This window comes from Amycolatopsis sp. cmx-11-51 (genome assembly GCF_047608665.1).
Taxonomy (GTDB): Bacteria; Actinomycetota; Actinomycetes; order Mycobacteriales; family Pseudonocardiaceae; genus Amycolatopsis.
Map to the genome: position 1 here is coordinate 84,445 of NZ_JADNQO010000011.1, position 12,955 is coordinate 97,399.

The 12,955-nt window shown below is 68.5% G+C and carries 13 protein-coding genes and 1 pseudogene; 10 read left to right on the forward strand and 4 right to left on the reverse strand.

What is annotated here, in order from left to right; translation table 11 throughout:
* Positions 1 to 330: 330 nt before the first annotated feature.
* The 3 genes from ACM6LU_RS29480 to ACM6LU_RS29490 are packed head-to-tail and all read right to left on the reverse strand — an operon-like array spanning position 331 to position 2,504.
* The gene (locus ACM6LU_RS29480) at positions 331 to 1,323 is read right to left on the reverse strand and encodes a PHP domain-containing protein (protein ID WP_414941057.1); all 993 of its coding nucleotides are present in this window, start codon (positions 1,321 to 1,323) and stop codon (positions 331 to 333) included.
* An 18-nt stretch (positions 1,324 to 1,341) separates the two neighbouring features.
* Positions 1,342 to 1,845 carry a metallophosphoesterase family protein gene (locus ACM6LU_RS29485; protein WP_414941058.1) on the reverse strand — a complete coding sequence of 168 codons (504 nt, stop codon included), beginning with the start codon at positions 1,843 to 1,845 and terminating at the stop codon, positions 1,342 to 1,344.
* On the reverse strand, positions 1,845 to 2,504 hold the full coding sequence (locus tag ACM6LU_RS29490; RefSeq protein WP_414941059.1) for a GntR family transcriptional regulator: 660 nt from the start codon (positions 2,502 to 2,504) through the stop codon (positions 1,845 to 1,847). Before ACM6LU_RS29490 ends, ACM6LU_RS29485 begins: the two co-directional genes overlap by 1 nt.
* Positions 2,505 to 2,730: 226 nt before the next feature.
* Here ACM6LU_RS29490 and ACM6LU_RS29495 point away from each other — a divergent pair, with 226 nt between their 5' ends.
* The 10 genes and pseudogenes from ACM6LU_RS29495 (at position 2,731) to ACM6LU_RS29540 (ending at position 12,052) form a co-directional block, all read left to right on the forward strand.
* Positions 2,731 to 2,958, forward strand: a complete 228-nt coding sequence (locus ACM6LU_RS29495) for a hypothetical protein (protein ID WP_414941060.1) — start codon at positions 2,731 to 2,733, stop codon at positions 2,956 to 2,958.
* A gap of 257 nt (positions 2,959 to 3,215) precedes the next feature.
* Positions 3,216 to 3,365 (forward strand): annotated as a pseudogene (locus ACM6LU_RS29500) (dihydroxy-acid dehydratase); the annotation flags it as partial.
* A 152-nt stretch (positions 3,366 to 3,517) separates the two neighbouring features.
* Positions 3,518 to 3,940 (forward strand): dihydroxy-acid dehydratase, encoded by a 423-nt coding sequence (locus ACM6LU_RS29505; RefSeq protein WP_414941061.1) that lies wholly within the window; start codon positions 3,518 to 3,520, stop codon positions 3,938 to 3,940.
* A 101-nt stretch (positions 3,941 to 4,041) separates the two neighbouring features.
* The gene (locus ACM6LU_RS29510) at positions 4,042 to 5,895 is read left to right on the forward strand and encodes a VanW family protein (RefSeq protein ID WP_414941062.1); all 1,854 of its coding nucleotides are present in this window, start codon (positions 4,042 to 4,044) and stop codon (positions 5,893 to 5,895) included.
* Between the two features lie 81 nt (positions 5,896 to 5,976).
* The gene (locus ACM6LU_RS29515; RefSeq protein WP_414941063.1) at positions 5,977 to 7,188 is read left to right on the forward strand and encodes an MFS transporter; all 1,212 of its coding nucleotides are present in this window, start codon (positions 5,977 to 5,979) and stop codon (positions 7,186 to 7,188) included.
* Positions 7,189 to 7,327: 139 nt separating this feature from the next.
* Positions 7,328 to 8,542: a GGDEF domain-containing protein gene (locus tag ACM6LU_RS29520; RefSeq protein ID WP_414941064.1), complete on the forward strand. Its 1,215-nt coding sequence runs from the start codon at positions 7,328 to 7,330 to the stop codon at positions 8,540 to 8,542.
* A gap of 168 nt (positions 8,543 to 8,710) precedes the next feature.
* Positions 8,711 to 9,595, forward strand: coding sequence for an arginase family protein (locus ACM6LU_RS29525; protein ID WP_414941066.1), 885 nt, complete (start codon positions 8,711 to 8,713; stop codon positions 9,593 to 9,595).
* On the forward strand, positions 9,592 to 10,281 hold the full coding sequence (locus tag ACM6LU_RS29530; RefSeq protein ID WP_414941067.1) for a dienelactone hydrolase family protein: 690 nt from the start codon (positions 9,592 to 9,594) through the stop codon (positions 10,279 to 10,281). Before ACM6LU_RS29525 ends, ACM6LU_RS29530 begins: the two co-directional genes overlap by 4 nt.
* A 505-nt stretch (positions 10,282 to 10,786) precedes the next feature.
* A complete protein-coding gene (locus ACM6LU_RS29535) occupies positions 10,787 to 11,584 on the forward strand; it encodes a PIG-L family deacetylase (protein WP_414941068.1) in 798 nt (265 codons plus the stop codon).
* Between the two features lie 9 nt (positions 11,585 to 11,593).
* Positions 11,594 to 12,052 carry a YfbM family protein gene (locus ACM6LU_RS29540; RefSeq protein WP_414941069.1) on the forward strand — a complete coding sequence of 153 codons (459 nt, stop codon included), beginning with the start codon at positions 11,594 to 11,596 and terminating at the stop codon, positions 12,050 to 12,052.
* A gap of 482 nt (positions 12,053 to 12,534) precedes the next feature.
* Here the strand turns inward: ACM6LU_RS29540 and ACM6LU_RS29545 are convergent, their stop codons facing one another.
* Positions 12,535 to 12,933: a RidA family protein gene (locus tag ACM6LU_RS29545; RefSeq protein ID WP_414941070.1), complete on the reverse strand. Its 399-nt coding sequence runs from the start codon at positions 12,931 to 12,933 to the stop codon at positions 12,535 to 12,537.
* Positions 12,934 to 12,955: the final 22 nt, after the last annotated feature.

Here is a 12,955-nt window from a genome sequence, read left to right on the forward strand (position 1 = left end):
GCGCAACTGCCGTTTCGGTGTCGCGAAAGTGGCTTTCGCGACACCGGGGGGCGGCCGCGCTTGACGTCTGAGCCACCCTTCGGTCGTGAGTGGGTAAGTCGGGTCAGGGCGGACCGGTAGTTGCTTACCCACGTGAATCAGCCCGACGGCGCAGGGCCTCCGACCTTGATCGACTGGGGTGGGGAGGATGACACCGTTTTCAGCCAGTAGGCAAAACGGGTCGGGCAGAACCCGAATCGCCACTCACGACCGGCCGACCAGCTCTGCGACTTTGCCAGGACCCTGCCTGAAAGTAGGTAAGGAGGCCTTCACGGAGTTCCGAATCAGCACTCACGAGGCCAGCAGGTCTTCGGCGGTCCGCGTGTTGATCACCCGGTCCGGCTCGATCCCCAGCTCGGTGGCCCGCACGCAGCCGTAGACCAGCCAGTCCAGCTGCCCCGGCGCGTGCGCGTCGCTGTCGATCGCGAAGTCGCAGCCCAGGTCCACGGCCAGGTTCAGCAGGCGCGTCGGCGGGTCACGGCGTTCGGGGCGTGAGTTGATCTCGACGGCCACCCCGTTGTCCCGGCAAGCGGTGAACACCGCCTCGGCGTCGAATTCCGACTCGGGCCGCTTCCCCCGCGCCCCCATCACCAGCCGCCCGGTGCAGTGCCCCAGCACCCGGACCCGCGGATGCTGGACGGCCGCGAGCATCCTCGGTGTCATCTCCTTCGCGGGCATCCGCAGTTTCGAATGCACGCTCGCGACGACGAAATCCAGCCGCTCCAGCAGGTCTTCCTCTTGATCGAGGGTGCCGTCGAGGTGGATGTCGACCTCGATGCCGTGCAAGATCCGGAACGGCGCCATCGTCTCGTTCAGTTCGGCGACCACGTCCATCTGCCGCCGCAGCCGCTCGGGCGAAAGACCGTTGGCGACGGTCAGCCGCGGCGAATGGTCGGTCAGGACCATCCATTCGTGCCCCAGCGCGCGGGCGGCCTCGGCCATCTCGTCGATCGGGCTCCCGCCGTCGGACCAGTCCGAATGGGTGTGGCAGTCGCCGCGCAACGCCGCCCGCATCGAGCCGCCGTCGGGCAGCTTCGGCTCGCCGATCTTCTCGAAGTACGCGGGACGACGCCCGGCGAGGACGTCCTCGACCACGGCCGCGGTCGCCTTGCCGATGTTCGGCAAGGCGGTCAGCGTGCCCGCCTCGGCACGTTTGCGCAGGTCGTCCAGCTTGACCTTGGCGATCACCGAGGCCGCCTGCCGGAAGGCCCGCACCCGGTAGGTCGGCTCGCCGGCGCGCTCCAGCCGGAACGCGATCTCCCTCAACGCCTGCGCCGGTTCCATGGCTACCTGTCTACCCCGTCAACGGCGTAACGGCAGCTCATGCAGGGCGACATCGCGCAACTCGCCGTCGTGGATCTCCGCGGTCTGATACGTGCAGAACGGCTGACGGCGCCGGTCGGTCGGCGAGCCCGGGTTCAGCAGCCGTAACCCCTTCGGTGTGACCGTGTCCCACGGGATGTGACTGTGCCCGAAGACGAGGACGTCGGTCTCGGGGAAGAGTTCGTCGCAGCGCCGCTCGCGCCCCTGCTTGCCGCCGGTTTCGTGGATGACCGCCAGGCGGACACCGCCGAGTTCGGCCCGCGCGATCTCGGGGAGCCGCGATCGCAGGTCCGCCCCGTCGTTGTTGCCGTAGACCCCGATGAGCCGCTTGCTCCTGGCCTCGAGTTCGTCGAGCAGGCCGGCCTCGACCCAGTCGCCGGCGTGGACGACGACGTCCGCCGCTTCGACCTCGCGCCAGACCTGGTCCGGCAGCGCCTTCGCGCGCGACGGAAGATGCGTGTCGGCGATGAGCAGCAGGCGCATCACCGGTCCCCGATGGCCCCGAGGATCCGGGCCAGGAAGTCGCCGATATGGGCACGCAGCGACCCGGCGGCGCCGTCGGCATCCCCCTTCTTCGCCGCCGCCAGCACCGCTTTGTGCTCGTTCCATTCCCTGCGCCAGCTGGGGTTCGTCTCCCAGCCGACCGCGCTGATCAGCGCGGCGCGGTCCTTGAGGTCGTCCAGCATCGAGACCATCAGCGGGTTGCCGCAGCCGCTGTAGAGCGCGCGATGGAACCGGCGGTTGAGCAGGCTGAGCGCGACCTGGTCCTTGTCCGAGATCGCCGCCGACGCCTCTTTCAGCAGTTCGGTGGCGTCTTCGAGCAGGTCCGGCGAGCGGCGTTCCACCGACCGGCGCACGGCTTCGGGCTCCAGCACCATGCGGACGTCGTAGACCGACTTCGCCAGCTCCGCGTCCACCACGCACACCGACGCGCCCTTGTACGGGCTGAAGGTCACGAGTCCCGAGTTCGACAGCACCTTGAGCGCCTCCCGGACGGGCGTCTTCGACACCCCGAGCCGGGCCGCGAGTTCGGCTTCGACCAACGGCTGACCGGGCTTCAGCTCACGGGTGAGGATGCCGCGGCGAATCTCCTCGAGCACCACTTCGGTGCGCGAAGCGGGCAGATTGAAGGTCAATGACATCGGGTAATCATATATGAGATGTCATACTCGGTTCATGAAAGACCCTGAGGAACTCCGCGGCCACCGGGCCGGAGCAGGCAACTCGGCATAACCCGGAAGATCACCTCGGTAAACCGGTCATCGCCATCCTCAACACCTGGAGGGATATCAACCCCTGGTTCCGGTCGCGACGCTGTCGGAGACCTTCCAGAAACCGACACCCACGCTCTACCGCAACCTGTTGTCGATGGAGACCGAGGAGATCCTGCGGTCCTACCCGATCGACGGCGGTCCTGATGGGCGCGGCGAGCGTGGGCACTGGCGGACCGAGGTGCTCGGCAGCGGCACCGACCTGTGGAAGTACCGGGACGACAAGCGCGCCGGGATGATCGGCGGCGAGGAACTGTCCGAATTGGAGCGTGGGCTCGCCCGCTCCCCCGGCACCTGTACGACGATGGGAACCGCCCCACGATGATGTCGGTCGCCGAAGTGCTCGGGCTGACACTGCCCGGCGCACCACCGGATGGCCGCGGCGAGCGGAGCGCGGTTGGCGGACCTGGCGTGGGAGGACCCTCACCATCACGAAGATCCTCGACGAGCGCGCGTACGCCGAGGCGATCACCACCGCGCTCGGCGGCCGCTGGCGGATCCCGCTGTCCATCGACGATTTCGACATGATCGCGCGCCGGGTCCCCGGTGCTGGCGAACATCCGGCCCGGCGGGGACTGGCTGATGGAGCACTTCTCTCACGCGGGAGGACTTCCCGGCCTGCTCTCCCGGCTGGCCGACCTGCTGCACACCGATCGCGTCACCGTTACCGGCGAAACCCTTGGCAATTCACTGGGAATGGCGCGAGTGCACAACGATGACGTCATCCGTACCCGCGACAACCCTGGCCTCACCGAAGGAGGCGTCGCGGTGCTTCGGGGCAACCTGCTCGTCCACACTGGACCAGCGGTGGCTTTCGGCGATCACAAGGACTTGGAGGCACGCGTCAACGATCCCGCGCGCTCGGCAGCACCGAGGATTCCGTCATGGTGCGGCACGGTTCCGGCCCGCTCGGCGGCCACGGGATGCCCGAGTACGGGATGTTGCCGCTGCCCGATCACCTGCCGGCCAAGGGGGTCCGGGACCTGGTCCGGGTCTCCGACGCCCGCATGAGCGGCACCCGGTTACGGCGCGTGCTGCACGTCGCGCCGGAAACACACGTCGGCGGACCGCTCGCGCTGGTCCGCGATGGCGATCCGATCACCTTGGACGTTCCTTCGCGACAACTCGGCCTCGACGTCGATGATGCGGAATTGCAACACCGGCGAGCACAGTGGACACCGCCCGCCCCGCGCCACGAAAGAGGTTACGGCGCGTCGTACTCCGAACACATCACGCAAGCCGACGCGGGTTGGGACTTCAATTTCCTCACCAGAAAGAGTGAAAGTTACGAACCTGACGCCCAGTGACCACCCGACGGAGTGGCCCGATCGCCCAACCGGGCGAGTTGCAAGCCCACAAAACGCGCCCCGTATCTTGAACCTACGTCCGGAACGCGTGGAAGGCCCGGATGTTCGATCACGACGTCCGGCGTACTCGCCGGACCGTGGAGGGTGGAGTGTTGCCGCAGGAACCGCGCTGGCCCGAGTCCCATGCCGAGCAGACGGACATTCTCCCGGTCGTCACGCCCGGGGCCGCGGAGTCTGCCACGCCGCAGGAGCCCGCGCCACCGAAACGCCGTCGCAGCTACCGCAAGGCCGCCTTCATCGGTGGCGGCGTGTTCGGCCTGCTGGTCGTCGCGTACGCCCTCGACGTGCTGGTCTCCCAGGGCAGCGTCCCCCGCGGCGTCACCGTCGCCGGGGTCGATGTCGGCGGGATGGACCGCGCCGCGGCCGAGAAGGAGCTCAAGGGAACGATCGAGCCGCGCCTGACCCGGCCGGTGAAGGTCGTCGCGGGCGACGCCGAGGAGTCGCTGGCGCCGAACACGGCAGGCCTGCGCCTCGACTGGCCCGCCACCCTCGACCAGGCGGGCGACCAGCCGCTGAACCCGTTCACGCGGGTCGCGTCGTTCTTCTCCACCACCGAGGTCGGGGTCGTCACGCGCACCGAGGACGAGAAGCTCACCTCCGCGCTGGCGGGCCTGCGCGACAAGATCGACCGCGACCCCGTCGAGGGCACCATCCGCTTCGAGGAGGCCAAGCCGGTCGCCGTCGAGCCGAAGACCGGGCAGAAGCTCGACGTCGAGGCCGCCAAGCAGACGATCCTGGACCGCTGGGCGAGCGGTGAGCCGCTCACGCTCGCGGTCACCCAGACCCCGGTCAAGGTCTCCGCGGAGGCTGTCAACACCGCCCTCGAACAGGTCGCGAAGCCCGCCGTGGCCGCGCCGATGGTGATCAAGGGCGATGGCAAGGACGCCGTCGTGAAACCCGACGCCATCGCGACCGCGCTGACCTTCGAGCCCGCCGACGGCGGCGTGCTGAACCCGAAGGTGGACAACAACAAGATCATCGAGGCCGCGGGCCCGCAGCTGAAGTCCACCGAGAAGGAGGGCAAGGACGCGCAGATCGTCTTCGAAGGCGGCAAGCCGACCGTCCAGCCCTCCGAGGACGCCAACGTCGTCGACTGGGAGCCGAGCCTCAAACCGGTGCTCGACGTGCTCAAGCGCACCGGTCCCCGCGAGCTGCCGGTGACCTACAAGAAGACCCCGGCCAAGGTGACCACCGAGCAGGCGAACCAGCTCGGCATCAAGGAGGTCGTCAGCGAGTTCAAGACCGGCGGCTTCGCTTCGGACTCGGGGACGAACATCCGGGTCGTGGCGCAGAAGGTCAACGGCGCCATCGTGAAGCCGAACGAGACGTTCAGCCTCAACGGGTTCACCGGGCCGCGTGGCGCGGCTCAGGGCTACGTCGAAGCCGGTGTCATCAAGGACGGCGCGCCCGGCCGCGAGGTCGGCGGCGGGATCTCGCAGTTCGCGACCACGCTGTACAACGCCTCGTACTTCGCCGGCATGAAGGACACCGAACACAAGGAACACAGCTACTACATCAGCCGGTACCCCGCCGCGCGTGAGGCGACCGTGTTCCAGAACCACGGCGGCGGCAGCGTGATCGACCTGAAGTTCACCAACGACGGTGACACCGGCGTCGCGATCCAGACCATCTGGTCGCCGTCGGACATCACGATCCGGCTGTGGGGCACCAAGAAGTACACCGTCGAGTCGATACCGGGCGGCCGCACCAACCCGTCCGAGCCGCCGACGAAGCCCGGCCCCGCCGAGAACTGCAAGCCCAGCAACGGCGCGCCCGGCTTCACCACGTCGGACACCCGGGTCATCAAGGACGCCGCGTCCGGCCGCGAGGTCCGGCGCCACACCCGGAACGTGCACTACAACCCGCAGCCGAAGATCACCTGCGGTACGGAGTAATTTTCACCCGGACGCGTTCACCGAGCGCGTCCGGGAAGGTACGCTGAGTGGCCGACCCGACTGAACGGGGGTGGCCACCTCGTGACCTCGAAGGCGACCTTCCGGCAGATCCTCGCGGTCGGTGAACTGCGGGCGATCTGGTTCGCGGAACTCCAGTCGATCCTCGGCGACCAGGTGGCCAGGGTCGCCCTGTCGGTACTGGTGTTCCAGCGGACCCAGTCGGCGACCTGGCCGGCGCTGACCTACGCGCTCACCTACCTGCCCGACCTGGTCGGCGGGCCACTGCTCGGCGGGCTGGCCGACCGGTTCCCACGACGGGCGGTGATGGTCTGCTCCGACGTCGTCCGGGCCATGCTGGTCGCGGTACTCGCGATCCCCGGCATCCCGTTGCCCGTGCTCGCCGCCGTACTCGTGGTGGTGCAGTTGGCGAACGCCCCGTTCACCGCCGCTCAGGCCGCCGTCCTGCCGTCGGTGCTGAGCGGGGACCAGTACGTACTCGGCCAGTCCCTGCTGAAGATCACCAACCAGGTCGGGCAGCTCGCCGGGTTCGCCCTCGGCGGCGCGATCATCGCCGCGATCGGGCCGGGGCGCGGGCTCGCGCTGGACGCGGTGACGTTCGGGATCTCCGCGATCGTCCTGCGGCTGGGTGTCCGCGCCCGGCCCGCTTCGGGTTCCGGCGGACCGGCGACGTCGACCCTGCGGCGGCTCTCGGCGGGTGCCCGCACGATCTGGCACGACCGGCGGTTGCGCGCGCTGGTCGGCCTCGCGTGGCTGGCGGGTTTCGTGATCGTGCCGGAAGGGCTCGCCGTGCCCTACGCCGCGGAGATCGGCGGCGGTGCGGTGACGGCGGGGCTGCTGCTCGCGGCGCATCCGGCGGGGATCGTGCTCGGGGTGTTCGTGCTGGGCCGCCTGGTCCGGCCGGAAGTCCGGCTGCGGCTGGTCGGGACGCTGGCGCTCGGCGCGATCGTGCCGCTCGCGGCGTTCTGGTTCCGGCCCTCGCTCCCCTACGCCGCCGGACTGCTCGTGCTGTCCGGGATGTGCGCGGCCTACCAGGTCACCGCGAGCACCACGTTCATGCGGTTGGTACCCGACACCGAACGAGGCCAGGCCTTCGGCCTCGCCGGGTCGGGACTCATCGCCGTGCAGGGAATCGGGCTGATCGCCGGCGGCCTGCTCGTCGGCGTACTCGGTTCACCCGCGACGACGGTCTCGGTCATCGCACTCGCCGGTCTCGTAGTGGCTGTTCCGGCCACCCGGGCATGGCGCCACGTGGCCCCGCTTCACCCCCTTTGACCGGAACCGGGTATTCACCAGTTCTGCCCGCGCATGGAGCTCACCCCCTCTTGATCTCGATCCCGGTCACGCGTGGTGCACCCACGCCTACCCATACAGCGTAGTGACACCGAGTATCCAACCGATTACGTTCGTCACCGTGGCGCTAACGAATTGGGCGCTGTGGCGGCTACCCCACCGCGGTTTGATCGGCTTCGTCCTTCTGGTGGACGTCGCGGCGATCGTCGGATCCGCCTGGTCTTTTGTTCGCGTCCCGGTCACTCCGGGTGACGCGGTCCCCTTCGCGATCCTGATCACCAGCGCCGTGCTGTACACGGAGTTGTCACGCCCTGTAGAGCGAGTTCGGGAACGTTTCGCGGGGACGCCGCACATTTCACTGGACAGCGTATGGACCTTCGCCGCGGTCCTGCTGACACACCCCACGCTCGCCGCGCTCGTCATCGCCGTGTCGTTCTTCTACCGCTGGTTCCGCGGCCAGCCGAACCCGCTGTTCCGGCGGACGTTCTCCGCGTCGGCCACCGTGCTCTCCGGCTTCGCGGCCGCCACGTTCCTCGACCGGTACGCCGTCCCGTTCGACGTCCTCCCCCGCGACGTCCGGTCGTTCGGGCTGGTCATCGCGGCAGGCGGGGTGTTCCTGCTGGTCAACACCGTGCTGATGACCATCGCGGTGTACTACGGCACCCCGCACGACCAGCTGCGCGACGCGCTCGCGAAGCCGTTCGAGTACGCGCTCGAGGCGGCGACGATCGCGCTCGGCGTCATCGTGGCGTGGGCGCTGCGGGACTGGCCGGTGGTGCTGCTGCTGGTCGTCGGGATCACGCTGGTGCTGCACCGCGGGGTGCTGCTGCGGCAACTGAAACGGCAGGCGCGCAACGACGCCAAGACCGGGCTGCTCAACGCCAAGGCGTGGCGGGAGGCCGCGGCCGACGAACTCGACCGCGCGCGTCGCGCGGGACGGCACACCAGCCTGCTGATGCTCGACGTCGACCGGTTCAAACTGATCAACGACCGGCACGGGCATCTGGTCGGCGACCGGTACCTCGCCGCCATCGCGGAAACGCTGCGCACCGAGGTGCGCGGCACCGATCTGGTCGGGCGGTTCGGCGGTGAGGAGTTCGTCGTCCTGCTGCCCGGTACGCCCGCGGTGCACGCGCACGCGATCGCGGAGCGGATCCGGTCGAGTGTGGCTTCGCGTGCCGATGGTCTGCCGGAGCACGTCACCGTGTCGATCGGCCTCGCCGACCGGCCGGGCGTGACCGACCTCGACGCGGTGATCGCCGTCGCGGACCAGGCGCTGTACGAGGCGAAGAACACCGGGCGGAACCGGACCTCCGGCTACCAGGTGACCGGCTGACCTCCTCCCGCGTTTCGTCCTCTAGTTGCGGTAGATGCGTGTGCAAGTACCGCAACTAGAGGACGAATTGCGATCAGGGGAAGGGGTACTTCGTCCGCTCCGCCATTGAGCCTCCTCCGTATCTCTTCGACCTGAAGGGACGGACGGCGCGACTACTACGGTGTGGGCATGGGGAATTTCGTACTGCTGGACGCGCCGTCCAACCTCGGGCTGCGGCCACCCGCCGAAGGCGTGGTTCCGGGCTGCTACAAGGCACCGGGCGCGCTGCGTGATCACGGACTGCTCACCCGTCTGGGCGCGACCGACGGCGGCGTGGTCACTCCGCCGCGCTATCTGCCGGACTGGTCCCCGGACGGTGGCGTCCGCAACGCGGCCGGTATCGCGGACTACACGGCGGCCCTCGCCGGGCGGATCGCGAAGATCCGCGCGGACGGTGGTTTCCCGGTCGTGCTCGGCGGCGACTGCTCCATCGCGCTCGCCGCGATGCTGACCCTGCGTCGCGAAGGCCGCTTCGGCATCGTCTACTTCGACGGGCATGACGACTTCCGGCACGTCGGCAACTCCGATCACGTCGCCTCCGTCGGTGGCGAGGCCCTGGCCGTCGTGACCGGTCGCGGCGCTCCGGAACTGGCCGATGTGGACGGATTGGGACCCTACGTCCGTGACGAAGACGTCCTCGTGCTCGGCGTACGCGCGGAGGAGTCCGCCGAGGCGCGGGATGCCGGGCTTCGCATCGTGACCAGCCAGGAGATCATGGCTTCCGGCACCGACGGCGCGCTCGCCGCCGCCCGTGAGATTTTCGCGCCACTGGAAGGTTTTTGGATCCACATCGACATCGACACCCTCGACCCGGAGTTCGTGTCCGCTGTGGACAGTCCCGACCCCGGCGGGCTCAGCCCGGACAAGCTCGTCGAACTTCTCCGCGGTCTGCTCGCGATCCCCGGCGCGGTCGGACTGGAGCTGACCATCTTCGATCCCGACCTCGACCCCGACGGCACGCAGGCCGCCCTGGTGACGGACTGCCTCGTGCACGCACTGGAAGGAACCCGATGACGAAAGTGACCGTCGACGACGGCTCGTTCGACGCCCCGCTCTGGCTGCCCGAATCCGGCTCCGGCCCGGGACTGGTGCTGATCCAGGAGATCTTCGGTCTCGACGACTACCTCAAGTCCGTCGCCGCCGACCTGGCCGCACTCGGCTACGTCGTCGCCGTGCCCGAACTGTTCTGGCGGATCGCCCCCGCCTGGTCGGCCACCCACGATGAAGCCGGGGTCTCGGCGTCGATGGCGGTCGCCGGCGAACTCGACCCGCCACGCGCGGTCACCGACGTACTCGCGACACTGGCGACGCTGCGTTCCCTGCCCGAAACCGATGGCCGCGCGGGAGTCTTCGGTTTCTGCCTCGGCGGCTCGATGGCCTACGCGGCCGCCGCCGAGGGCGACCCGGACGTCGCCGTTTCGTACTACGGATCCCGGGTGCCGGAGCAGCTTCCCTTGCTGGACAGGATCACCTGCCCGATCCAGTTCCAGTTCGGCGGGGCCGATCCCTACATCCCCGTCGAGGGTGTGCGTCGACTGGAAGCCGCTGTCGCCGGTCATGAGGGCGCGGAGATCCACATTCACGAGGGGGCGGGACACGCGTTCCACAACCACGTGGCGCCGATGTTTCATCAGCCTGAGCCTGCCGCGGCGGCTTGGGCGCTGACGCTGGAGTTCCTGGAGCGGACCTTCCCTGCTTGAGCCGGCTTAGCGTGCCGCGCCCGGCTTCCCTACTCTGAGGGTGCAGGGTCCCGGCAAAGTCGAGGTCTTGCAAGTCGGACGGCTCTTCGTCGCTGTGTGAGGCTGACGATGTAGGAATTGGGACGTTGAGTTCCCCCGGCACACTCCCGAGCCCCTGCAGGCACCAGCGCGTGGCAGTTTGCGCGGAGCTTCAGGCGCCGGGGCCGGATGCTTGTGCCGTAGCCGCCCGCTTCCCAGGACGATCCACCCTTGCGCCGATGACTCTCCGAAAACATCCGGATCCGGGATGTCGTCGCCAGGGCCGTATTTTGACCTCACCTCGCGCCGGTGCGCACGGTCCAGGTACCAATCGTCGATCCTCACCAAAGCCGGCCACCCTTTCCACCCCGTTGTCCGTGTGTCTTGAGTCGGGTGAGCGGCCGGATCCGCAACACGCGGATGGCCAACCGTTATGCGGGTGGGTGCGCGCCGGAATATGTCGGTGCCTCCCGGTAGTTTCCCCACCATGGCCACATTGGTGAGTTTTCACGCCCACCCCGACGACGAGTGCATCGTCGCGGGCGGCGTCATGCGCAAGGCCTTCGAGGAAGGTCACCGTGTCGTGCTCGTCGTCGCGACCAGGGGCGAGGTCGGCGAGGTTCCGGACGGCTTCCTCGACGACGGAGAGGAGTTGTGGCAGCGCCGCGTGCAGGAGACGCACGCTTCGGCCGAGGTGCTGGGGGCCAAGCGCGTGGAGTTCCTGGGGTACACGGATTCCGGCATGATGGGCGAGCCGCGTAACGACGTGCCCGGCACGTTCTGGCAGGCCGACGTCGAGGAGGCAGCACAGCGGCTGGCCGAGATCCTGCGCGAGGAGCAGGCCGACGTCCTGACCGTCTACGACGACAACGGCGGCTACGGGCATCCGGACCACATCCAGGTGTACCGCGTCGGCATGCGGGCGGCCGAGCTGGCGGGCACGCCGCGGGTCTACGAGGCCACGAGCAACAGTGACGAGATGCGCCGCGGGATGGAGGAGGCGGTGCGGGCAGGGCAGATGAAGGCCGAGGACCTGCCCGACTTCGACGAGAGCGGTGCCGAGTTCGGCAAGCCGGAGGCGGTGCTGACGGCGAGGGTCGACGTCTCCGCGTACCTGCCGCAGAAGCGGGCCGCGATGCGCGCGCACGCCAGTCAGATCAGTGAGGACTCGTTCTTCCTCGCGATGCCCGACGAGGGTTTCGCGCAGGCGTTCGGCACCGAGTGGTTCATCCGCGCAGGTCAGGGGCCGGGTATCACCGAGACCGACATCATGGCGGGGCTTTGACCGATGGGCATGTGCGGTGCGTACTTTCGCGTCACGTCCGGTGAACTGCGTGAGCTGATCGAGGAGCCCGATCAGTACTGGGAGTACGCCGAGAAAACCAGGGACACCGAGCGGGCCGTGGACATCGACAAGGCGTGGCACGCCTTGTGGTTCCTGACCGAACGGGCCGGGTTCGAGGTCGACTTCGTGCTGGGCGGGACACTGCTGGGGGAAGAGGGCGGTGACGGACCGGCGCGGTACTTCACGGCCGACGAGGTGGGGAACGTCGCCGCGGAGCTGTCGCGAACCCGGTTCGAACAGCTGTCGCGAGGCGTCGAGCTCTCGCAGCTCGAGGCGAACGGCATCTACCCGTCGATCTGGGACGAGCCTGACGCGTTGGACTACGTGCGGGGCTACTACGACGAACTCGTGACCTTCTTCGCCGGGTCCGCGAAGGCAGGGGATCCGGTCGTCACGATCATCACCTGACCACCCCGCTTCCCCAGGTCCGGACAGAAGATTCCCGGTGAGCAGGAATTCGTGTCAGGGCCAAGGGTGTCTTAGGTACCTACCGCGGTGCGCCGATGGCGATGTCGCGTGACCAGAGTGACGACACGCGTGACGGGATGGACGACACGCCGCGCAGCCCGCATTCGTGTCGTCCAACCGATCACGCGCGGCACAAGAGCCTCGTGAGTGGTGAGGGCGGATCCGGATTGCTTACCTGCCCGGTCCTGCGCAGGGGCTGACTGGGTAGGAATTGGGACGTTCAGCGTCCTAATTCCTACCTCGTCAGGAAGCCGCGCCCGACCCGGACCTTGATCAAGGGAGGATCGGGGACGCTCAACTCGCCGGGTCGCCGTTCGATGCGAGACCTACGGGACGAAACCGCTCGGTGGGTAGGCAAATACGGGTCCACCAGAACCAGAATCGCCACTCGAGACCACCCCGACCCAGTCGCGGTGACGGGGTCAGGACGTGGCGGCGGTGACGTCGAGTTCGACGAGCTGCCCGGGGTAGCCGAGCTGCGCGACACCGAGCAGGGTGCTCGCGGTCGTGAAGGCCTCCCCGATCTCCGACTCGACGAACCGGTCCCATACGGCCGAAAGCACGTCCGCGTCCGGCGTCACCACGTAGAGCACCGTGCGTACGACGTCGGCCGGGGTCGCCTCGGCGAAGGCGAGCGCGGCGGCGGTGTTCGCGACGACCTGGTCGACCTGGGCGAGCACGTCGCCCTCGACGACCTTGCCGTCTTCGGAGAGCGGGCACTGGCCGGCGAGGTGGATGTCCCGCCGTCCTTCGACGATGGTCACGTGGTGGTAGGTGGGCGTGGGGTGCAGACCGGGCGGATGGTGGCGTTGAATGGTCACGAGCCGCATCCTCATCGAGGCG

What these genes read in the sequence shown, in the direction of transcription:
- ACM6LU_RS29480 (WP_414941057.1), bottom strand. Translation starts at nt 1,323, where the DNA reads ATGGAACCGGCGCAGGCGTTGAGGGAGATCGCGTTCCGGCTGGAGCGC.
- ACM6LU_RS29485 (WP_414941058.1), bottom strand. Translation starts at nt 1,845, where the DNA reads ATGCGCCTGCTGCTCATCGCCGACACGCATCTTCCGTCGCGCGCGAAG.
- ACM6LU_RS29490 (WP_414941059.1), bottom strand. Translation starts at nt 2,504, where the DNA reads ATGTCATTGACCTTCAATCTGCCCGCTTCGCGCACCGAAGTGGTGCTC.
- ACM6LU_RS29495 (WP_414941060.1), top strand. Translation starts at nt 2,731, where the DNA reads ATGGAGACCGAGGAGATCCTGCGGTCCTACCCGATCGACGGCGGTCCT.
- ACM6LU_RS29505 (WP_414941061.1), top strand. Translation starts at nt 3,518, where the DNA reads ATGGTGCGGCACGGTTCCGGCCCGCTCGGCGGCCACGGGATGCCCGAG.
- ACM6LU_RS29510 (WP_414941062.1), top strand. Translation starts at nt 4,042, where the DNA reads ATGTTCGATCACGACGTCCGGCGTACTCGCCGGACCGTGGAGGGTGGA.
- ACM6LU_RS29525 (WP_414941066.1), top strand. Translation starts at nt 8,711, where the DNA reads ATGGGGAATTTCGTACTGCTGGACGCGCCGTCCAACCTCGGGCTGCGG.
- ACM6LU_RS29530 (WP_414941067.1), top strand. Translation starts at nt 9,592, where the DNA reads ATGACGAAAGTGACCGTCGACGACGGCTCGTTCGACGCCCCGCTCTGG.
- ACM6LU_RS29535 (WP_414941068.1), top strand. Translation starts at nt 10,787, where the DNA reads ATGGCCACATTGGTGAGTTTTCACGCCCACCCCGACGACGAGTGCATC.
- ACM6LU_RS29540 (WP_414941069.1), top strand. Translation starts at nt 11,594, where the DNA reads ATGTGCGGTGCGTACTTTCGCGTCACGTCCGGTGAACTGCGTGAGCTG.